Annotated in this window: 20 protein-coding genes; 10 read left to right on the top strand and 10 right to left on the bottom strand. The window is 44.7% G+C overall.

Features of this window, described 5'->3' with window-relative positions; genetic code table 11:
* Positions 1 to 40: 40 nt before the first annotated feature.
* Genes AACS05_RS02440 through AACS05_RS02430 form a run of 3 tightly spaced genes read right to left on the bottom strand, consistent with a single transcriptional unit; the run spans position 41 to position 4,039 of the window.
* Positions 41 to 925, bottom strand: a complete 885-nt coding sequence (locus AACS05_RS02440; protein ID WP_052369264.1) for a hypothetical protein — start codon at positions 923 to 925, stop codon at positions 41 to 43.
* A 19-nt stretch (positions 926 to 944) separates the two neighbouring features.
* Entirely contained in the window at positions 945 to 2,093 is a 1,149-nt protein-coding gene (locus AACS05_RS02435; RefSeq protein ID WP_045439306.1) for a DUF3696 domain-containing protein, read from the bottom strand.
* A complete protein-coding gene (locus AACS05_RS02430; RefSeq protein ID WP_045439303.1) occupies positions 2,093 to 4,039 on the bottom strand; it encodes a DUF262 domain-containing protein in 1,947 nt (648 codons plus the stop codon). Before AACS05_RS02430 ends, AACS05_RS02435 begins: the two co-directional genes overlap by 1 nt.
* 215 nt (positions 4,040 to 4,254) lie before the next feature.
* Between AACS05_RS02430 and AACS05_RS02425 the strand changes: the two genes are divergently transcribed.
* The 10 genes from AACS05_RS02425 to mobH all read left to right on the top strand — a co-directional run bounded on the left by AACS05_RS02425 (position 4,255) and on the right by mobH (position 15,199).
* Positions 4,255 to 5,145: a hypothetical protein gene (locus AACS05_RS02425; protein ID WP_071828887.1), complete on the top strand. Its 891-nt coding sequence runs from the start codon at positions 4,255 to 4,257 to the stop codon at positions 5,143 to 5,145.
* Between the two features lie 138 nt (positions 5,146 to 5,283).
* Positions 5,284 to 5,478, top strand: a complete 195-nt coding sequence (locus AACS05_RS02420; protein ID WP_045439297.1) for a helix-turn-helix transcriptional regulator — start codon at positions 5,284 to 5,286, stop codon at positions 5,476 to 5,478.
* Positions 5,479 to 5,494: 16 nt separating this feature from the next.
* Entirely contained in the window at positions 5,495 to 7,279 is a 1,785-nt protein-coding gene (locus AACS05_RS02415; RefSeq protein WP_052369263.1) for a ParB family protein, read from the top strand.
* Positions 7,280 to 7,375: 96 nt separating this feature from the next.
* Entirely contained in the window at positions 7,376 to 8,248 is an 873-nt protein-coding gene (locus AACS05_RS02410; protein ID WP_045439294.1) for a phosphorothioated DNA-binding restriction endonuclease, read from the top strand.
* A gap of 584 nt (positions 8,249 to 8,832) precedes the next feature.
* Entirely contained in the window at positions 8,833 to 10,149 is a 1,317-nt protein-coding gene (gene darT / locus AACS05_RS02405) for a type II toxin-antitoxin system toxin DNA ADP-ribosyl transferase DarT (RefSeq protein ID WP_052369262.1), read from the top strand.
* A gap of 11 nt (positions 10,150 to 10,160) precedes the next feature.
* Entirely contained in the window at positions 10,161 to 11,444 is a 1,284-nt protein-coding gene (locus AACS05_RS02400; protein ID WP_052369261.1) for a macro domain-containing protein, read from the top strand.
* Between the two features lie 291 nt (positions 11,445 to 11,735).
* Positions 11,736 to 12,026: a hypothetical protein gene (locus AACS05_RS02395; RefSeq protein ID WP_045439291.1), complete on the top strand. Its 291-nt coding sequence runs from the start codon at positions 11,736 to 11,738 to the stop codon at positions 12,024 to 12,026.
* A gap of 64 nt (positions 12,027 to 12,090) precedes the next feature.
* Positions 12,091 to 12,996: an ArdC family protein gene (locus AACS05_RS02390; RefSeq protein ID WP_045439289.1), complete on the top strand. Its 906-nt coding sequence runs from the start codon at positions 12,091 to 12,093 to the stop codon at positions 12,994 to 12,996.
* Between the two features lie 65 nt (positions 12,997 to 13,061).
* Positions 13,062 to 13,433, top strand: coding sequence for a hypothetical protein (locus AACS05_RS02385; protein WP_045439287.1), 372 nt, complete (start codon positions 13,062 to 13,064; stop codon positions 13,431 to 13,433).
* A gap of 176 nt (positions 13,434 to 13,609) precedes the next feature.
* Positions 13,610 to 15,199, top strand: a complete 1,590-nt coding sequence (gene mobH / locus AACS05_RS02380) for a MobH family relaxase (protein ID WP_045439284.1) — start codon at positions 13,610 to 13,612, stop codon at positions 15,197 to 15,199.
* A gap of 23 nt (positions 15,200 to 15,222) precedes the next feature.
* On the opposite strand, the gene AACS05_RS02375 is transcribed toward mobH, so the two are convergent.
* The 7 genes from AACS05_RS02375 to AACS05_RS02345 form a co-directional block, all read right to left on the bottom strand.
* Positions 15,223 to 15,900, bottom strand: a complete 678-nt coding sequence (locus AACS05_RS02375) for an HNH endonuclease (protein ID WP_071828886.1) — start codon at positions 15,898 to 15,900, stop codon at positions 15,223 to 15,225.
* Between the two features lie 53 nt (positions 15,901 to 15,953).
* Positions 15,954 to 16,607, bottom strand: coding sequence for an HNH endonuclease (locus AACS05_RS02370; protein WP_045439280.1), 654 nt, complete (start codon positions 16,605 to 16,607; stop codon positions 15,954 to 15,956).
* A 112-nt stretch (positions 16,608 to 16,719) separates the two neighbouring features.
* A complete protein-coding gene (locus AACS05_RS02365) occupies positions 16,720 to 16,986 on the bottom strand; it encodes a hypothetical protein (protein WP_045439277.1) in 267 nt (88 codons plus the stop codon).
* A gap of 332 nt (positions 16,987 to 17,318) precedes the next feature.
* The gene (locus tag AACS05_RS02360) at positions 17,319 to 17,447 is read right to left on the bottom strand and encodes a helix-turn-helix domain-containing protein (protein ID WP_223306972.1); all 129 of its coding nucleotides are present in this window, start codon (positions 17,445 to 17,447) and stop codon (positions 17,319 to 17,321) included.
* Between the two features lie 410 nt (positions 17,448 to 17,857).
* On the bottom strand, positions 17,858 to 18,346 hold the full coding sequence (locus tag AACS05_RS02355) for a helix-turn-helix domain-containing protein (protein ID WP_045439270.1): 489 nt from the start codon (positions 18,344 to 18,346) through the stop codon (positions 17,858 to 17,860).
* Positions 18,347 to 18,681: 335 nt separating this feature from the next.
* Positions 18,682 to 19,491, bottom strand: a complete 810-nt coding sequence (locus AACS05_RS02350) for a nucleotidyl transferase AbiEii/AbiGii toxin family protein (RefSeq protein WP_045439267.1) — start codon at positions 19,489 to 19,491, stop codon at positions 18,682 to 18,684.
* Positions 19,445 to 20,458, bottom strand: coding sequence for a type IV toxin-antitoxin system AbiEi family antitoxin (locus AACS05_RS02345; protein ID WP_223306971.1), 1,014 nt, complete (start codon positions 20,456 to 20,458; stop codon positions 19,445 to 19,447). The genes AACS05_RS02350 and AACS05_RS02345 overlap by 47 nt, the downstream gene beginning before the upstream one ends.
* Between the last annotated feature and the right edge of the window lie 130 nt (positions 20,459 to 20,588).

Here is a 20,588-nt window from a genome sequence, read left to right as displayed (position 1 = left end):
ACCTACTGATATATATACTATCAGTAGGTTTAAAATGATTTCAAATGTGTTCCCCAATATGAGCTATTGCCACTCTGTTTTTATCACTTATCATAATAAATCCAAAATAAATTCTATTCTTATGGTGTTTTCTGTTTCCCTTAGCATCATCAACATTTTCTAATTTCAAATGGAATTCGCAGTTTACATTTGTATATAGCTTTCCATGAATTAAAAAATCTCTTTTCAAAGATCGGTTTTTCTTCCCCCCTCCTTCCGGAGTTACTGGAGATCCCAAATCACTTTCCATCATTTTCAATGTATCCATCATATTTTTTGTTTTGAATTCGAATTTATTCATATAACTTAAAAAATTGGTTATTGCCTTCAAGAAATTATCATAACCACCGGTCATTCTCTTGAGACTATTAAATGTCTTGAACTCTTTAGCCTCTGGATAATGTAAGAAAATCAAATTTCTATAAACCTGCTGTATATCCTCACAATATTGTTCGTCATTTCTTGGGTAATTCAATAATATATCAGTACAATAATCATTCAGCTTAATTTCTGAATCAATCAATCTATTAATATATTTGATATTGAAATCTTTTTTTCCCGTATTGAAAATTGATAACCAACGGTTAGAATACTCAGGTTTCTCGCTATTTATAATATCAATAACATCATCGTCATTAATCTCTGTTTTTATCACTTTTGATAGATGCTGATCGTAAAATCTTGACATCATTCCAGCATTATCGGACGATGGAGAATATAATAATCCTGCAATCTTCGAGTCGAACTCCCTAGACTTCATAAAGTGAATAAATTCAGAACGAGCATTTACTATTAATTCTGAAGCCAGATCAAGGTCTGAACTTAAAGATTCAATATCCGTGTTAAAATCAAAACATTCAGGAATAAAAAAGACACCAACTTTCATATGATATGTCCCTACAATATTAAATATTGGGAAGGTCAAAAGAGCCTGTCATTATCGTATACATATCCTGTGACTGTTGGTCAAAGAACCCCCTTGGCCATTCTGAAAGTTTCCCTTCATTATTAATGTTTATTTTGGCGACAGATGTTTCATCATTTTCTCGTGAAATATAGTAAAGAGTAAAAAGAGAAGCATCAAAAGTTGGGTCTGTGCGTGCAATTACTCTTATGCCATTAAGAAGATGATCACTATGAGTCTCAATAATAACCTGGACTCCTGCTTTTGCTGATAAAGAAATAAGTCGTCCTAAATAGCTTTGACCTCTTGGATGTAGATGAGCCTCAGGATTTTCAATAATAACTAACTCATTTTTTGATGCCAGCATTAAAGCAGTGACAATACTGAGAGCATAACTAAATCCAAATCCTATGTTAATAGGTTTCGTTAGTTGTCCAGGTGAAGGGATTATGACATTAAATGCAACATTCGCCCTAGCCTCAATTCTAGGTGAGATACGATGGCCAGGTGAAATCTCAGACATCCATGCTTCAATATGATTGAAAACATTATTACTAATAACTCCTTCATGTTTCCGAGGATCCTCTTGAGCGGAAAAATTCAAACGCTTCCTTGAAACCAAACTCTCAAGAACTTCAATTGTATGCTCACCATTTTTCCCAAGCCAACCTTCATGATAATTGTGCTGTGATAATGGAATGTTATCTCTTGGACCAAATCTCTCAGCTTCCAAATATTGGAATGAAGAGTTATCTTTAAGTGAGTTTGTTATATTTCTTAATTGATTATCACCCCCAATGAAAGGTAATTCATTTTTCTTAGAAAGCTCTTCTCTAGCATCCCCCTCTTCTATACCATATCCCCAGGAAACCGTATCGTCTTCAAATGTATATTTTAAATATAAAACATCATCCTCGCGCATACTGAAATTATGAATATCGTCGAAGTCTCCGACATGAACTAAATCGCCATTTATTTTTAGATTACCGCTACCATTCATATCTGATTGAAGAAACATACCGATAGCTTGAATAGCAGTACTTTTACCAACAGAATTATTACCGCAAAATACAGTTAAATTACTAAAATCAAAACTCTGTTCTTTATAGGCTTTGAAGTTTTTTAACGTTAAAGACGTAATTTTTTTCATTATTCCCCCTGTAATAATTTACTATCAATAGTTATTCCTGTACTTTTTTCAAGGATACTTAAAAAAGCATCAAATCGATATACAACAGATATTCTTTTACCTGTAGAAGTTGATATTGAGTCTCTAAATCCTCTATCGTCCCTTTCATATACATCAGACTCCCACTTAGCGTATCGACTGCTATTCTCCTCAATAGCTAGGTATAAGCTATCAATAAATTTATCACCCTTAGCTAACATCATCTCCTTTTGATGTGAGTCAAAAACAGAGAAAACAGTAACGATTAACTCAAAGAGTTGTTTATTAATTGGTGATTTCTTATTTTCTGGATCTTTTGAAAAAGCTATTTCACCAAAAACTTCATTTGCTAAGACTAAAGCCTGACAATATTTTGAATACAAGGTTAGAAAAGCTTCACTTGAAGGAGAAATAAGCGCGGTTCCAGCATCAATCTCTTCTTCATGAATAATATCTAATGGATATTTATTTAACTTCTGCATTGCACTGCATAGGAATTTATCATATGAATGTTGGCTATAGTTGTTATAACCAAGCACCATAAAAGCAAGAGCGGACAAACAGAGCTCCATATCTTTTTGTCTGTCCGGTTTTACTTTGTATTGGGTTGCTTTTTTAAAAATCTCCAACGACGCTAAATAACGTAAAAAAGTTACGCTATTGCCTTTATTAAGTGCAGATCTTATTTCTTGACTACTTAACTTCACACCATAAGTATTTATTCTATGGAATAGTTCAACAACCAATTCTGAACTATCATCATTCAATTCTATTTGATAAGCAGTAATCTGATACTCTCTAATATCCCGTTGTTCAGTTCGCGTAAGGTCTTTAAAAGTTTTTCCATTCAAATGTTCTAAAATAGAAAGCCCTTTTAATGGGAAACGACCGCTCATAAAATCACAAATAGTAGTTGTTCTTTGCAGACCGTCAATAACTACCCAGTTACCGTTGGGCTTTTCACCGAAATAAAACCCGGGCAATGGAAGCTTCATTAATATTGACTCTATAAGTTTTGATTTTTTATCTTCGGGCCAGATTCGGTCTTTTCTCTGGAAATCAGGCTGTAACTCAATTTCATCATACCTTACACGATCAAAAATTAATGTTAAGACTGGTGTAGTCATAAGCATTTTTGCAATGCCTGTCCGTTTTTGCTCAGGTGCTAATTCTGATTCCAATTGTTCCTCAATATTCTTATCACCTGAGTCAACTCCACTTATCTCAGGGGATTCAATTAAATCCTCTAAAGATAAATCTTCTTTAAATAACTCTACCTGTTTAAATTTATTTAACTTATTTATTTTATCGCCAGTACTGTCAAAATCTAAAGAAACATAAGAATTAATCAGAACTTCGCTAATGTTTTTTAATCCCAGCAAACCTTGCTCAGCCATTATAACAGGAATATCCCCTGGATATTTTTTTAAAATAGCATCATACGCATCGAACATTTTTTCTAATGATTTTAACTGCTGTTCTGCAATTTCACTTAAATTTAGCCCTAAATAATTTTCTATTTGCTTCCTTATAGCTCGAGACTCAGCCCCTTGTAATTCAGAAAGTTGACCTGCTTCGTGCACATTTTTATTACGTAATAAAATATGTTTCTTTTTCTTGAATTTAAAGAATTGAATATAAGGCAAGTTTGCAAATATTGTTTCCGGATGATTACGGCTTGAAGAGCTACCATATAATGACTGATCTACATTACAAAACCCTTTACGTAGTAAGTCATTAAATATATATTCAAATTCAGAAATTGACCTTGCCGTAGGTTTAGCATTTAAAGAAGCAGACACGTAATACTTACCAATATCCCTGTCTATTTTTAAAAGGAATAATGGGGGAGTGTTAGGATTTATAGACTGCAACTCTTTACCAATTAAGAGTCTTTCAATATCATTTATAAGCTCTTCAAAATTCATAACAGAAGCCTTTATCCATTGATATTATACTAATAGCTATCATACCATATTTATGCCTATTCGTAATCATTGATTTCCTAGATAAAACAGTTATCTCCCTAAAAAAAATACCAATAAATCACATACAAAACAAACAGTTAAAAGAACCCACCATACCTCGCTTTAGTTGGCTTTTTTAAATAGTACTGATAATGTGTAGCTAATAGGAGTCCCCCATGCCCCCACACAAAATCCGCCAGGAGTGGCTGACGCTGGACGAGGCCGCAGAAGTCATCCGGCAGCACAACATCACGTTGCTGCCCGCCGATTTGATCCGTCATGCCCTGCATGGCGATTTGCCACTCTCAGTCTACTTCCCTTCGCCCGTACTTCTGAGACCGCTCAAACCGCCCTGCAATTTCGCCTGCCGCACCGGTGAAAACCCCTTCCCACCCTCGCAATGCAACAAACCCGGCAACCGAAAAATCATGGCGAACTCGCCGCCATGCAGGCGCGACCCCACGCTACAACTGACTTCCAACCACCTCTGGAATCTCCCCTTGCTTGGCCTTGAGCGCCTGCTGCTCCACCAGCAACTGGCGAAAACACTCAACCGTCCCTGCCCCAATGATACCCATTGCTGCAACCAGATTGGCATTGTGGTCTGCGATGAGAACGACAGCTACTACCAGCTCTGTTGCCGCAAATCGTTGCGGGAGCTTTTGCTTGAACTGCTCGCCACGCAAAACAACCTCCAGGAAGAGTTGCATCTGCTGATTGGCCAGCTGTATGGCAATGGTCGCAATGACCTTAAATCCCGGCTCAGTCTGTCCGTCTGCTACTTGCAAGACACGCTGCCTCCTGACGCACTGTTCGTCATCCACCGCACTCATCTTGAAGCCTTCCTGACCCGTCATCAGCCGGAATCAAAGGAGCGGATAAGCTCCGCGCTTTCCCGTTTGCTGTGGCTGGCCTGCAAGCACAACCCGCAATTAGACGATGAAATGCTGGAGCATCCCTACAAACTGCTGAACATTTTCGAATGCTGGGCGCGCGAGGAAGGTATGCACCTGCCGCTGAGCCCCGAGACGTTGAAAACCGCACTCCAGCGCGGCGCACCGCCGTAACGCGATCAACTAACCCTTTCAACTAACAACTCTCACTAACCCAGATAAGGATTTTTACTGCCTGGCAGGGACGCTGCTGCTTTGATAACCACGCCCATCGTGCTGATGTGAACGACTCTGGACACAGGAGGAATGGTTATGAATAGCGACAGATTTTTACGCTTACGCCAGGTGGAAGACAAAATCGGCTTCGGTAAATCGTGGATTTACCGGCAAATCCAGCTGCAACAGTTTCCGCCGTCCATCCGACTCAATGGCCGCCACGTAGCCTGGCTGGAAAGCGAGGTGGATGCCTGGATCCACCAGCGCATCCGACTTACCCGCGATGTCTGAGTGCCGGAGGAAGATTATGTGCGCTTCACACCTGCTCAACCGCTGGCTTCACGGTGCCAGCACTACCGGAGAACAGGAGATGGTCCAGGTCAATCTGGAGCAAATCCAGCCGTTCTCCCTCAATCCCCGCGTCACCCGCAACCCCGGCTATGACGTACTGAAAGCGTCAATTCTTGCCCGCGGGCTGGATAACCCGCCGGTGTTGACCCGTCGCCCCGGTGATGAAAAATATATGCTCGCCAGCGGCGGGAATACGCGCCTCGCCATCCTCAATGAACTGTGGCAGGAGACGCAGGATGAGCGTTACCACCGCGTCTGCTGGCCGTTCAGACCGTGGCCGGAAACGCTGTCACCTCAGCAGGGCGAAGTACAGTGCCTGATCGGCCATCTGGCCGAAAGCGACCTGCATAACGGATTGATGTTTATCGAACGGGCGGAAGGGGTCCTGCACCTGCGCAATCTTTACCACGAGGCAGGCATTGAATGCCCGACGCAGCTGGCGCTGGCGGAACAACTCACCCGCGACGGCTATCCCGTCAGCCAGTCGCAAATCAGCCGGATGTTGCAGACCGTAGACTGGCTGCTGCCCTGCATCCCTAACGCGCTATACGGCGGCCTGACCCGAAAGGTTATTGATCGCCTGCTGGCGCTACGCAGCGCAGCGGAACAGGTCTGGGCAAAGCTGATGCCACTGGAACGCCAGCCCGAATTTGCCGACCTGTTCAGCGCCGCCGTCGCCGTATTGCCCTGCAAGCCGGATTTGCGCCAGTTGCGCTTTGAAGTGCAGCACACCCGGATCGCCGATCCGGCGCTGGCGCAGGAGCTACAGGATTTCGTTAACGACTGCTATGGACCGTCGCGGGTACGTCTCAAGCGACTCGGCAGCGATATCAGCGAGGAACAGAGCCGGGAAGTGGACTGGGTGGGATCGTTTTTTTACCTCGCCACGCCGGGCTATTACGACCACGATCATTCTCGCTCGCCCCGCGCCGCCTGGCCTTATGACGCCAGCCGCGATGATGGCCTGAGCGACACGGGTGGTGGTGGCTATCCAGCGTGTAAAGAGTGGTGGTCCGATGGTGATGCGGGGCTGAAAAATCGGCTACTGAAGCAGGTCGATACCACGCTCTGGCAGCAACTGCAAAAACTGGAGCAGTCGAAAGACGAGTACGAAGAAGCGGTACTGCGCTCGCTGGTGAGCCCGCGCAGTATGCAGGTGTCGCAGGGCGGGCTGGTGTACAACGGGTTTGGCGGGAGTGCGGGGGATAATCTCAGCCAGACGCAGTTGCTCAGCCGCGTCGGCGGTATCATCGGCGCGGGGCTTTCCAGCTACGCTCTTTTTCCGGCGTTTGATAATGTCCGTCAGGCGTTGCCAATGGTGCAGGCATTCCTCGAAATGGCGCTGGTGATTTGTATTCCGGTGATCCTGCTGTTCTCTGCATGGGATCTTAAAACAGTCATCACGCTGAGCTTTGTGCAGTTCGCCCTGTTCTTTCTCACCTTCTGGTGGGAACTGGCCCGCTGGCTGGATAACAGGCTGATGCAGATGATGTACGACAGCGACACCCACTCGTACTTCAATCTCTGGGGCCTGCAAAACACCTCCGACGATCTGATTGTGAATATCATTATGGGCGTGATGTTCCTGGTGTTACCCGCATTCTGGCTGGGGGCGCTGACGTGGGCGGGCGTCAGGATCGGCGCGGCCATCGCCGGGGTGATGGGCAGCGCGGTCGGCGATATCCGCAGCGCTGGCGAACAAGTCGGGAAGATGATCGTCAGTAAAACACGCATTCCCTGAAGATTTCGTACTGACGGTGTGATGAACGGGGCTTGAGTCATCGGCATTTTGCGAGCATGATCGCAATAACATCAGCCTGTTACCCGGTTCATTCTTATGATCTCTCCAGAAATGCTGCAATCCGCCATCTCCAACGTCTCTGTCTGGCGTCAGGGTGACGTATGCGCGCCGCATAAACCGCTGCTGCTGTTGTATGTACTGTCGCAGTACAAAGCAGGCCATCCACGCCTGTTTAACTACGGTCTGGAGATCCACGAACCGCTTACTCGTCTGCTGAAAGAATTTGGTCCCAAGCGACGCACCGACTATCCCAATATGCCGTTCTGGCGGCTGCGAACAGACGGCTTCTGGGAGATCGCTCACGCGGAAGGCTGCAAACCGCGCAGGGGCAATACTCAGCCGACAAAGAAAGAACTGATTGATAACCAGGTGGCGGGCGGCTTCGATGAGGCGGCTTACCAACAATTGCTGGCACACCCTGAGATGATCGACCAGTTGGCCCAGAAGATCCTCACCGATCGCTTCCCGGAAAGTATTCAGCGGATCCTGGCCAACCAACTGGGCTTCGATTTTATCGATCGTTCAAAGAGCCGCGATCCACGCTTCAGGGGGATCGTTCTTCGCGCTTACCACTCACGGTGCGCGTTCTGTGGTTACGATCTCAGACTTGATGGCGCGCTGGTTGGTATTGAAGCGGCGCATATTCACTGGAAAGCGTACGGTGGCCCGTGCGTGGTAAACAATGGCCTGGCGCTCTGTACGTTGCATCACGATGCGTTTGATATGGGCGCGTTCGGGCTGGATGAGAGTATGACCATCCACATCTCCGGTGGCGTCAGTCGTAGTCCGGTGGTAGACCATCTTTTCTGGCACCGGGACGGCCAGCAGTTATTCCTCCCTTATGACAAAACGCAGTGGCCTGCTGAACAGTATGTCGGCTGGCACCGTAAACAGATTTTCAAAGCCTGAAAATAGAAACCTTAGACAATATGGACAAATAAGCAGTACTAAGTCGATCCAGTAAAATTAAATAAATCATGTTTCAATCTTTATCAATGCCCTTTTGCAACAACTTCACTCATAAAGTATAATACTATTTCTTTTAACACCTCTTTTTCTAATTCGACTAATTACATCCCTTTTCGTTCTTAATGTGATTATGTCTCTGGTTAATAATTACTGCACAAAATTGAATTAAGAACCACGAGTTTTTATTTCTACAGATCTTAAGAAGGTCAAGAGCACTGTGATGTGCATCACGGTGCTCGTGACTTTCTTGTAGAGATATACAGACACATCACAAATTAGGAAAGTTTTTATGATACATAAGGTTGCAGCTTGTTGGCAAAAGAATCCAGTCATGCTATATTGCAAAGCATAATTTTTACTTAGTAACTATTAAAGTTAGTTTATAAAACAACACTTTTTAGGATTGGCTGATGTATTTTTAAGATACATCGTTATTATAGCAAAGCATACTTGAAATATAATAAACAATATATGTTTCTAATTATAAAAACTAAATACATTTAATTTATAATTGAAGGAATAATATGACTCTACCAGCTAACCACTCTCAAAGATATGTTTATCATTTCACACATATAGATAATCTTGAAAGTTTATTTTCAAATAATATGCTTTCAAATAATGAGCTCATGCGTAGAACCACTCCCACACTTAGCATTGCAGAACCCGACATCCAAGCAAGAAGAGCTACAATGCAAGTTACTTGCGGTCCTGGTGGCGTGGTGCATGATTATGTGCCTTTTTATTTCTGTACTCGTAGTCCGATGTTGTTAGGTGTTGTAAATAAAAGAAATATCGATCAGCTTGATATTATTTATTTAGAGTTTAAATTATCCAAGTTAATAAATTATAATTTCGTATTTACAGATTCTTCTGCAAATGCTTTCACTCCCCCCAATTTTTATGATAATTTAGCACACTTAGATAATCTAGAATGGGACTTAATCGACTCATTGAAATGGGCTCCTCCCGCAAATAAAAAGCAACAAAAAATGGCGGAATTTCTTGTATACAATAGAGTCTCAATATCTGACATTGAGAATATAGTGGTTTGGAATGAAGGAATTAAGGAAAGAGTAAAAAAAATTGCAGCATCGCTAAATGTAACAATACCCACAATTTCATTTGAAGAGGGTCCCAGATGGCATTATTACATAAACTTCATGAATAATGGCAGAAAATCATGCTCGCCCGGGCCCAAAGAAACTAACCAAGCCTTCAAAAACGCTTTAACAAAGATACACTCGAGAACTCAAAAAATCTCTTACGAATTTAATTCGCTGGATGAATTAATAACAACACTTAGAACAAATATTAGCAATATTAATTATACAAATGAGTTAGTTGGGTTGCATTCTGAAAATGCTCTCCATAGAGAAACCGTAGCAGAACACACTTTAACTGTTATTTCGAATTGTGCTAAAAACAAATATTATTTGCGCTTAAACAATCGTTCAAAAATAATTGTCGAATTAGCAGCATTTTTACATGATATAGGAAAAGGTCCCAAAAGTCGCTGGCCTGATGGTACGCAAAAAGTTGATGCTCGTCATCCACTACTTGCAATGCCAATGCTTGAAGATTTAATTATAAATAGAATTAAATATATCGATAATAGTGAAATAGAACATCTTTTGAAGTTAGTTTGTTATCATGACCTGATTGGTGATATACTTGGCCAAGGACGTGACGAGAAACAATTATTAGATTTAGTTAAATCAGAAAATGAATTAAATATGTTATTTTGCTTGTCTGAGGCTGATGTCAGATCTTTAAATCCCTACTGGTGGAGGGAGGGTGAAGCTGATGCAATATACCAAAGAGCACTAGCCAATATTTAAGGAGTATAAACATGATCAGGTTCACTAATGGAGACATGTTTTCTGTAAATGCAGATATATTAATTAATACTGTTAACTGTGTTGGAGTTATGGGTGCCGGTGTTGCATTAGCATTTAAAGAAAGATATCCTTCAATGTACATTGAATATAAAGAATTATGCAATAAAGGTTTAATCAAGCCAGGTGAATTACACGTATGGCATACCAATGATAAAATAATAGTCAATTTTCCAACTAAAAGACATTGGCGAAATAAATCTCTTTATAAAGATATAGAATCAGGATTAGTTGCACTAAATCATTTTTTAAAAACTAAAAATAAAGGTCGTGTTGCATTACCAGCATTGGGTTGTGGTCATGGAGGTTTAGACTGGAATATTGTATCAAAAATGATTAAAGATCATCTTTCTGAAATCAATTTAGACATTATGGTGTTTGAGCCTAATGACTCTCGCAATATTACAAAAACAAAAAAAACAGAAAGCATTAAGCATTTGGATTTAGAACAACTTAATATATCACAATTGCAAACATCAATCTTCTTTCAGGAGAAACAATATATACAAGGCAATACGGATTTATTAAAACAAAACCCCAAAAATATTTTTATTTTAGACCATAAGAAAGATAATACATCTAAAGCAACTTCTGCGTTAATAAAATCCTTCATGAATATTAACTCTCAAGGCGATGTAAGTGCAATAATCTATCGCTCTAACAAGGATGACCATATAATAAAAAAAATACTTGAGCAGAAGCAGTCAATTATAATAATTTTACCTTTCGGTATGTTCGCTTACAATAACAATATAGTGCAGGAATTAAAAACCGAAAGTAACATACTTTTTATATCCCCATATTGTTTACACGAGGAATGGTCAGAAAATAAATTCATCAACATGCTAGTATCTTTATCCACTAGTAATTTTAATATAATTTCTTCTGATGATCCTCCGCTATGGATAAAAGATCTTTACAATAACACAAAAAACATCAATAACATTTATTTAATAAAATATAATGATACATTATCCTATTTAAGTGCGATTGGTATCGAAAAAGCTAATTTGTTGGGAAAACAAAGTAAAACTGGTGATGTAAACTTAAAACCTTTATATCGTGAAAGAACGCAACACGACAATAATTTATTCTCACTCAACTTCCATGAACTAAAGAAAGTTATTTATGCATTGGAGCAATCTGGAATTGAAGATGAATTTGAATACTTGTTAAAATTCAAAAGCGACCATCAAATATCTAAAGATATAATAAAAAACATTCTAAAAACAAAATAATTCAATACATATTAGCACTATGGATTACCCTAGGGCTAATATGTATAAATAACAAAATGTTAACCTCACTATTCCTTTCTTATACTGTACCAGCATTTAAAACCTTCAATTACTTTGATCAATTGTCATTTGAAATATCCGTGATTGAAAAAATAATCTGACAGAAAAAGTAAGTTCGCCATGTATCCGGAAGGTGCGAACGGCGCAGATGCGCAGGATACCCGTACCATTCCATCCCGCAGGGAAATGCCCTGCGAAGGGTGTTCCCTGCTCATTTACAGGAGAAACACCATGTCGCTTTTCGATAAAAAACCATCGTTAATGCCGGTGGTTATCGCCCCTGATGTCTGGCAATCCGCTGTGGAATTTCCCGCCGACCCGCAGCAGATGGAAGAACGGCTGGGCAATCTGTTGCTCGCCGTACTGCTGACCCTGCGCACCGCCGGGACGTCCCGCAAGAAAGTCACCTTTACGATCTACTGCCAGCCGCCGCAGGGCTATATGAAAGTCCCTGTCGCATTACCGCTATCACTCAACTATCACGGCCACTATGTGCAGGTCTCGATGGCTGAACAGGCATAACCTCTCCCCGCCGGAGTCGCTTCCGGATGGAGGCAGCTCCGGCTTCTTCCATGAGGATCGCACAATGGACAGAAGCAACGATATCTACCAGAAAGTCACCGACCAGATTATTGCTGAGCTGGAAAACGGCAATGTGCCGTGGATCCGCCCGTGGCGCGATGGCGAGCCGCCGTTCCCGATCAATGCGTTATCCGGTCGACCGTATCACGGCATCAACGTGCCGCTGCTGTGGAACAGCGCCGACAACCAGAGCTTCGCCAGCGACCGCTGGCTGACGTTCCATCAGGTCAGCGCGCTCGGCGGGCAAGTGCGCCGGGGGGAGAAATCCTCTCTGGCGGTGTTGTATCTGCCGCGCACACAGGAAGAGACCGATGCACTCGGCCAGCCGTTGCTGGATAAAGACGGCGAGCCGAAGGTGCGGCATTTCGGGATTATTCGTGAATTTCGGCTGTTTAACCTGTCGCAGTGCGACGGCCTGCCGCAGTCGCTGTTCGAGCCGTTTACCCGACCCACAGAGCCTGTAGAGATGGCCGAAACCATTGCGAAGAATAGCGGCGTGACGCTGCGCCATCGCCGCCAGTCGAAAGCGTATTACAAACCCGCGACCGACCTGGTGATGATGCCGCACCCGCAACAGTTTGAAAGCAGCGAGGCGTACTACGCCACGCTGCTGCATGAACTGACGCACGCCACTGGACACGTTTCACGCCTGAACCGCACTGGTATTGCCGGAGCGGAACACACCAAAGCGCTCTACGCCGCTGAAGAGTTAGTGGCGGAGATGGGTAGCGCCTTCCTGTGTGCCCATTGCGGCATTCAGGGCAGGCTCCAGCACGCCAGCTATATCGGCTACTGGCTGGATATCCTGCGCCAGGACAAGCGGGCAGTGATCCGCGCCAGCGGTATGGCGCGCCACGCCAGTGAATGGCTGCTCAACGCTGTACCACAACCCTGTCAGCTTAGCGCCTGACAGCCCACCCGCACGGGGAGTCTTCCCCGCCGGGAAGTTGCTCCCCTTTTTCTGAGGATCAATGTATGGGACTCGATCTCTTCTTTTTCGAACGGGCAAAAAACGCGCCCGATGAAAGCCAGTACGCCAGAGTGGGTTATTTCCGCAAGGTGAACCCGTTACTCAAATGGGTGGATAAACACGTTGGGCTGGTGCGCAACCAGGTGCTGTTAGAAGTCACCAAAGCACATTTGCAGGCGCTTCTGAATGACCTGCAGAGCCTGACGCCGGATAACTGCGGCGCGGTTTATCCCACGATTGACGGCTTTTTCTATGGTTATACCGATTATGGAGAACACTACTGGAAAGATGTCCGCGCCGTCACCCACTGGGTGAAAGAGACGCTGGAGACGTTTGATTTTGAGCGAGACAGGCTGATGTTTTATGCCTGGTGGTAGTTTTAAAGTGGCCGACAATACGTCGGTCACTTTTCACTCGTCGGCCAGAAATATAGCGCTAGATATGCACATCAGAGCATACAATTTTTTTACTAATAAAATATAAAAGGCCTAAAGGGAGAAACTGCAAAGGAAGGGTAACAAGGGCAAAGGGGCCTGCCCGGAAAGGGGAAAATATGCTGAAGTGGCTACAAAGACCATCCCAGAGCCAGCTACCTGCGCCAGACGTTGTGCTGCCGACGGGTTGGTATGCGCCACAATCCGCAGAACGGTTGCTGGCGACGCCGTTACGCCAGTCCTGTATGCATCAATTACGGCAACTGACCCCGCTGCCGGATACCCTGTTCAATAGCTGGATCCTCACGGCGATTCACCGCTTCGCCGCACTGGTGCAACTGCTACCCGCCTCCCAAAGTCATCACCACTCCATTCCCGGCGGGCTACTGGATCATTCGCTGGAAGTTGCCTGCAACGCCATCCGACTGCGCCAGGGTTATCTGCTGCCACCGGAAGCGGGCGCGGAAGAACAGGCCCGGCAGGCCAGCGCATGGACGCTCACGGTGGTCTGCGCGGCATTGCTGCACGACACAGGAAAAATCGCCGTGGATATGGAGATCCATCAACGTGATGGCACCCGCTGGCATCCGTGGCAGGGTAATCTGGCACAGCCTTATCGCTGGCAGTACCAGAGCTACGGTCGCGACTATCATCTGCATCCGGCGGCTGGCGCAATGCTGATTAATCAGTTGATACCCTCGCCATTACTGAACTGGCTGGCCGGATACCCGGCGGCTTTTGCGTCCCTGATTTATCAGCTCACCGGACACTACGAACGGGCTGGCGCACTGGCTGAACTGGTGCAGCAGGCCGATAAAGCCTCTGTCGCCCGATACCTCGGCGGCAATATCAAAACCGCACTGGCGCAAAACCCCTCTTCCTTTCCCCAGCAGCTTCTTACAGCCTTACGGTCACTAGTACAGAACGAGTACCGACTCAATAATCCCGAATGCGGATCCGATGGCTGGCTGACGGAGGATGCGCTGTGGCTTATCAGCAAAACCACCGCCGACCGGGTTCGCGCCTGGCTGCTCCAGCATGGCGTATCTAGCGTGCCGGAAAACAATAACCGCCTGTTTGACGAACTGCTGACGCATCAGCTTATCGTTGCCAATGAGGATAAAGCGATCTGGCGCTGCATTATCCGATCGGATAAAGGCTGGTCGCCCGTTGAACCGCTGACGCTGCTGCGCCTGACACCATCTGCAATATGGGAGCCAGGCGAACAACGGCCCGCCTGTTTTGCCGGTGATGTGACGCCGGTAAGCGAAGCTGAACCCGTCCCTGAACTTAGCGTTCCCACTCAACCGCTGCCGGAGATAGCAGACGACCTGAGGCTTGGTGACAATAATAATTTCCTGCAGTGGCTGAAGAACCACACCAGCCCTTCAGCCACGGTGAATACCCGGAACGGCAAGGTACATGTGGTGGAAAACCATCTTTTCTTGATTTCGCCGGGGATCTTTAAGACATACGCATCAGAAACCACTGGAGACACCGGCGACGGCTGGAAGCTGGCACAGCGAATGTTTCAGGAGTCAGGGCTGGCCCTGCGCTGTAATGATGACAGTTTTATCTGGACCTGCGAGGTTTGCGCACCACAAAAGAAAAATAGTCAGTTGAAAGGGTTTCTGATGGAGGATCCTGGGCTGGTGCTTGGAGAGAAAATACCGGTGAATAACCCGTGGCTGAAGTTATTACCGATTTAATAGTTTGATTAATTGCTAATCGGTCAATAAAGATCGCAACGTGTATGCATAATATTACTCGAGAATTGAACTGCACGAATAAGTGCTTTATCATCCGGCATAGCTTTGTTTACAAGTGAAGGTTCGTAATCGCCCCTTAAACCCGCCAATCTGAACAACTCTCGATAACAATCAGATCCAAGTTTTTGATTACAGGGTTCACATAAGGTAACTAAATTTCTGTAGCTTGTTTCCCCGCCTTTTGAATAAGGAACAACATGTTGAAGAGTAAGGTTTTCTGTGCTTGAACAAATCACACATTGATTATTATCTCTATCAAGAATTCTTTTTTTAAATTTGCCTCGGAATGTTCGTTTCCTAACGGAATCTGATGCCAACGCAATATCTGTAAACGAACCAAAAGGAGATATTAAGCATTTCTTTTTTCTCAACCAATGAGGCATATGCTCATAAGCAAAAGAAATATCGACAAGAGCCCAGCCCTGAAAACAGGTCCACACATAAAGAGACTTTGTATCATTAATTATTGTGTAAGTTTGGCCTAGCTCTTCCAATGCACGAGAAAATCGCTCACGTATTACAGGCGATGGAGTACGGAACTCCAGGCCTTGATCATCAGGAGCAGAACCTAAAGTATCTGTCGAGAAATAAGCGTACCCACCGCAGACCAATTTTAGATCAAAGGCATATACATCATTCAATCTTTATTCCTCCACAAATAACATATTAATTTAAATGAGAGCCGTTATAGAGTCTATGAGATCATATATTTTTGCATGATTGTTGCCAACTCCTCTGGAGAAAATGGCGGGCTCCGTCGATGTAACATGGCATGGCAATTAGGGCAGACGGGAATAAGATCTTTTTTGGGATCCAGAGAGTAATTCTCTTTGATGTCTGATAGCGGAATCAGGTGATGTATATGGATAAAACCTTTCGCTATCTCGCCATACACCTTCATCATATCAATACCACATACTTTGCACAGACAACCATGCCAGGCTAATGCGTCCTGTCGGGCCTTACGGTCGCGTTCATAGCGGTTAACCGTTACCTGCGTAGCTGCACCTTCAGTAAATACGCTCTGCGGTGGCAGTTCATCAGGAAAAATACTGATGGCGGGCTGCTCGTTACCCAAATTTTTCTCAACGATCTGGAACCCTTGATCGGTAAGCAACTTGACGCATTTCGACTTGATACCACCACTAAAATCTTCAGGGGAAAACTCAACGCCTGTGATATTTGAAGCAGCAATACCGACTATAGCTTTAGGTGGATAACCGCGCCCTTCAAAGACTACATCATACAGCCGGGACTCGCTGAACTGGTGGCGTACACCTTCATCATAGGCGCGCATAGCCGCAATAATGCATTCCCTGGAAAGCTGGTCTGGCAGTTTCTTCTTCATTTACAACTCATCATCCCTGAAACGACATATGCTAACTCTTTATTTTATAGCATATTAATTTATGCCGGTAATAAACAGCACTCTTCAATTTCGCATTACCGGGATACGGGCATCAGTGCAGCGGCAGCGTAACGTAGCGGCAGAGAAACCGCGCCTCATTCTGGTTGTCTAGCCGTATCTGAAAGATATCATGTGTATCCTGCACTGATGCATCCTCACGCCACGCCAGCAGACCCTGTTGATTCATGCGGATAATAATCTGATCGGGCGTTTCGCCCTGATTCAATGCTTCGACTACCTGTTGCAGAGGAAGCGGTAGCGTCTGAGCAGACCACATCACTTCAACGCTTACGAGCTGGCGGTGTGTCCGGGGTAACATCGGTAGTTTCCTCCATGGCTAGAATTTAGCGGTTAATTAGCCATGAAATAGGGGCATTTTTTACTGTTTCAACTACTGCCGAGATGGCTACGGAATACGCGCTGACTGATGCAAAAATAGCTTCTCTTATGTGCTCTGGAAATCCAGATGGTACGCCAGTGAAAATGGTGGTTCCGTCCGGATAGTGCCATGGCCTTTTTGTTCATCTTTCCACAGATCACCACTCCTGGTCCCAGCCATCAGAAGAATTGTTTTTACCCCTCCGGCTTACGACCTGAAGCTTAAGGTCCAGAGCGGCAAGCAGCTTAAAGAGCGTATCCAGGCGGGTCCCCTCAGGATAACTCTGAAGCCGTTGACTGTTTCATGCCCATACTTGCTGCAGTTTCACGCTGGGTCAGGTTACGTTGCTTGCGTGCATCCCTGATTGCCTGAGCCAGCATTTTGGGTGAGGTTACGTTCATTTTATCCCCTAGGATAGATATTTTGAGTATATCCCCTATAGGGGATAAAAATTCATATTCTCAGCGGAGAAAAGATTAATAACTAAATGAATTAAAATTACTTTTCATGGAAATTAAGGGGGTACGATATTCCTCGAGCCAGTAAATATGAACATTGCCAGATGGCAGAATGCGCCATTTTACAGGCATTTTCCGTAACAGATATAAGACTGATTGAGCGGTTGGATTAAGCATGACGATATGTTTAAAAAAACCAGTTTTATCGACATAACGCCCAAACATGTTTACAGCATCGACATATCAACGCCATATGTACATTTTTTGGCATTTTTTAAACATATCATCAGCAGGCATTATTTTTAGCTATCGAAATCTACAGTCCCTCGTTTCAATACAAAAATTCCAGCGTATCAGCTACCTTTTCTGGGTTTCTTTATTGGTTTTAGCAGTGCAGCAAGAGATGCCGATGTCACGACTTCCGTTTTTACTTCAGAATCGATTGATTTTTCTTGTGATGTCGAGAATTGCTTGTCGAAGACATCGTTTTTTATCACGTTTCCGGTATGCCTGTTTGTGTGAGAGATGGCAGCAGGACGAGAAACACGCGTTTTATTTATTAGCCGGGAATCTTGAAGCTGGCGTCCCTGTTCATCCTCAGCGACAAGTTTGTTCAGATCCTTTTCAAGACCCAAAATCTGCATAACTGACAAATAAGCGCCGATTGTCACGCCCGTCCCGCCTGATTCAAGAGAACGCAAGGTCATTGGCGACATCCCGGCTCGCTCAGCAACCCGCTTTGCTGTGAGCTTACGTCGCAGTCGCGCCAGCTTAAGCCGTTCGCCAAACTCAGCAAGCAACTGATTAGTACCGGGAACTAAGGGAGCCGTTTTTTTAGCCATAGTGATAATATTTTATCTTTTCAATACCTATATAGCCATAATATTAGCGCATTATGCCGAAGGTGCGTTGCGCCGTGGAAGGTGGAAGGTGGAAGGTGGAAGGTGGAAGGTGGAACATCAAATTTACCTGCGTTCTCCACTATCTTTGATGGGAACCAGCAGGTCTTTGACCTTCAGTTTGATGATGTCGCGACTGACTCTGGGCTGGCATTATTGATAACATAAGCGCATCTTTATAGGGCAGTTGGCATTACGCCCTGCCATTGTTCACAATAATACCGTTCATGATTCATGAACAAAACTCTGCTGTGAACATTTCATCTAAAACTACATCCTCAACCATCACTTGCCATACCATCCCAGAAATCATTAATGATCTGCTCAATCCCGGCATCACCCACGTCATGCTGTCGTACTATCACATCGATCAGGCGTTCTTTATCAAGATGGAGTAAATCCTGCAAGGATGAGTGTTCACTAATTGTCGCGATATCGCTTCCCAACAGAAAAGCCCCCATACGTATGGGATCCCAGTCCAGGCGTTCCCCTTCTACGGGCGACTCATAGATGCGTTCATCCTCAATAGCACCATATTCACGGATAATCTTAAAGAGATCGGTCGCGTCTTTGGTGCTTCCATGCCCACGGTCGCGCCAGGCAAAAAGTTTTAACAGCGCCAGTCCTGGTAAGGAACAAAACGGAAGATTTTCACCATTATCCAGTTGTACGGTTACAGTATGAGAAAATACCTCGGCAAATCCGTCCACAGCCATGATGATCTCGCGCTCTGGCGGCCAGGCAATTTGATTCCCTTCAGCAACACCACCGAAAGGAATAATATCCAGTTCGATCCCTTCGACAATCATACGATGGGCGTTATCACGGACAGCCTCTGCGCCTTCAGCAAGGAAAGCATTTTTAAGCGCATCAAATCTCGGCCAGCTATCCACAAAAACGGCAATATCAATATCACGGGTTCGGCGACCAATACTTCTGCCGTGTACATGATGGAGCAGAATTTCACGAGCCGTTGCACCTGCAATAAAAAACGGGATCCCCTGCGCGATGCAAATACGGTTGATCTGGCTCAGTAACTTTTCAGTAGCTGAAGAGATCGGATTCATTAAGGTGAAGATATTTGTCATTGATTATCCTTGCCGTTTCCCAGTTCCTGTCATCGCCGCTTGCCAGCAATTCAGCCACGCATAGCATCACCTCGGCTTTGTGGTTCAGTGTAAAATTCCCCCAAAAACCAGCGATCAGCTGTAGTTTTCCCCCCGGAACAGGTTTTAGTCCCAGTTCCTTTCGCCTTTGTAGCAACGGATGGGGTGTAAAAATTACGCCATTTTCAGGTATCAGGTATCCTCCGCTCAGCTCTGTCGCCGCAATCTCTCCGCTCCAGTATTCCCCGGACGCAAGCGTCAACTCATCCCATGAAACAGGCGCGGATAAAGAAAGCAAATCCAGCTTTGGGCGCAAAGCGGTAGCATAATCTTTCAGCCACAAAACCTGTAACTCGCCTTCATTGATTAAGCGACGCCCCTTCTTCGATTTGCGGAAATAGCGTTGCGCTTCGAGATAATCAAAAGCCTTGCTGACCATCCCCAGAGAGATACCTGCCTTTCCGGCCAGACTGCGGTAAGTCTCGTTCAGGATCTCCGGGCTAGACAGTAAAACAAAAAGAAGCTTCATCACCCCTTCAGCAAAACGGCTGCTGGCGGAAATGGGTTTCTTTTCATAGCGGCCTTCGATCCACACATACAACCCCGGAACCTGGATACGGGCATTCCCCGCCGTATCAATAAAGTTAATCTGGCTATCGGCGCAATATTCCGCCAGTGCGGACGTCAGGCGGTTACACACCAGCAGAACAGGAAAGTCCGCAGGAAAACGAACCATTTGTTCGCGAACAGCCATCAGTGACTCTTTACGATGGATAAATTTTACTTCCAGAACAAATGTCACGGGCTCACCATCCGGCCCTGTTAGCTTACCCCAGGCATCGTGTTTTCCATGTCTGCCACTATATTCATACTGCAAATGAAATCCTTTTGGCAGGCTCTCTATCACATCAGACAAAAGCTGTTCTTCTTTCATTTGTTCATACTCCATAACTGTTCATGAATCATGAACAAAGAAATATTATGAACAAACCAAGAGGGAAGCAACGTAAATGTTCAAAAAAAGACCGCCAGAAACGCGATGTCTTATTCAACCTTCCAAACGTCATTTTCAATTAAAG

The sequence above is a fragment of the Citrobacter sp. S-77 genome (assembly GCF_963864895.1).
GTDB lineage: Bacteria > Pseudomonadota > Gammaproteobacteria > Enterobacterales > Enterobacteriaceae > Citrobacter > Citrobacter murliniae.
Note: the sequence above shows the minus strand (reverse complement) of the source record. Positions and strands in the feature narration are given on the sequence as shown.

What these genes read in the sequence shown, in the direction of transcription:
- AACS05_RS02345 (WP_223306971.1), bottom strand. Translation starts at nt 20,458, where the DNA reads ATGGAGTATGAACAAATGAAAGAAGAACAGCTTTTGTCTGATGTGATA.
- AACS05_RS02410 (WP_045439294.1), top strand. Translation starts at nt 7,376, where the DNA reads ATGATCTCTCCAGAAATGCTGCAATCCGCCATCTCCAACGTCTCTGTC.
- AACS05_RS02415 (WP_052369263.1), top strand. Translation starts at nt 5,495, where the DNA reads ATGTGCGCTTCACACCTGCTCAACCGCTGGCTTCACGGTGCCAGCACT.
- AACS05_RS02440 (WP_052369264.1), bottom strand. Translation starts at nt 925, where the DNA reads ATGAAAGTTGGTGTCTTTTTTATTCCTGAATGTTTTGATTTTAACACG.
- AACS05_RS02425 (WP_071828887.1), top strand. Translation starts at nt 4,255, where the DNA reads ATGCCCCCACACAAAATCCGCCAGGAGTGGCTGACGCTGGACGAGGCC.
- AACS05_RS02390 (WP_045439289.1), top strand. Translation starts at nt 12,091, where the DNA reads ATGGACAGAAGCAACGATATCTACCAGAAAGTCACCGACCAGATTATT.
- AACS05_RS02430 (WP_045439303.1), bottom strand. Translation starts at nt 4,039, where the DNA reads ATGAATTTTGAAGAGCTTATAAATGATATTGAAAGACTCTTAATTGGT.
- AACS05_RS02400 (WP_052369261.1), top strand. Translation starts at nt 10,161, where the DNA reads ATGATCAGGTTCACTAATGGAGACATGTTTTCTGTAAATGCAGATATA.
- AACS05_RS02385 (WP_045439287.1), top strand. Translation starts at nt 13,062, where the DNA reads ATGGGACTCGATCTCTTCTTTTTCGAACGGGCAAAAAACGCGCCCGAT.
- AACS05_RS02360 (WP_223306972.1), bottom strand. Translation starts at nt 17,447, where the DNA reads ATGAACGTAACCTCACCCAAAATGCTGGCTCAGGCAATCAGGGATGCA.
- AACS05_RS02350 (WP_045439267.1), bottom strand. Translation starts at nt 19,491, where the DNA reads ATGACAAATATCTTCACCTTAATGAATCCGATCTCTTCAGCTACTGAA.
- darT (WP_052369262.1), top strand. Translation starts at nt 8,833, where the DNA reads ATGACTCTACCAGCTAACCACTCTCAAAGATATGTTTATCATTTCACA.
- AACS05_RS02420 (WP_045439297.1), top strand. Translation starts at nt 5,284, where the DNA reads ATGAATAGCGACAGATTTTTACGCTTACGCCAGGTGGAAGACAAAATC.
- AACS05_RS02365 (WP_045439277.1), bottom strand. Translation starts at nt 16,986, where the DNA reads ATGTTACCCCGGACACACCGCCAGCTCGTAAGCGTTGAAGTGATGTGG.
- AACS05_RS02395 (WP_045439291.1), top strand. Translation starts at nt 11,736, where the DNA reads ATGTCGCTTTTCGATAAAAAACCATCGTTAATGCCGGTGGTTATCGCC.
- AACS05_RS02355 (WP_045439270.1), bottom strand. Translation starts at nt 18,346, where the DNA reads ATGGCTAAAAAAACGGCTCCCTTAGTTCCCGGTACTAATCAGTTGCTT.
- AACS05_RS02370 (WP_045439280.1), bottom strand. Translation starts at nt 16,607, where the DNA reads ATGAAGAAGAAACTGCCAGACCAGCTTTCCAGGGAATGCATTATTGCG.
- mobH (WP_045439284.1), top strand. Translation starts at nt 13,610, where the DNA reads ATGCTGAAGTGGCTACAAAGACCATCCCAGAGCCAGCTACCTGCGCCA.
- AACS05_RS02435 (WP_045439306.1), bottom strand. Translation starts at nt 2,093, where the DNA reads ATGAAAAAAATTACGTCTTTAACGTTAAAAAACTTCAAAGCCTATAAA.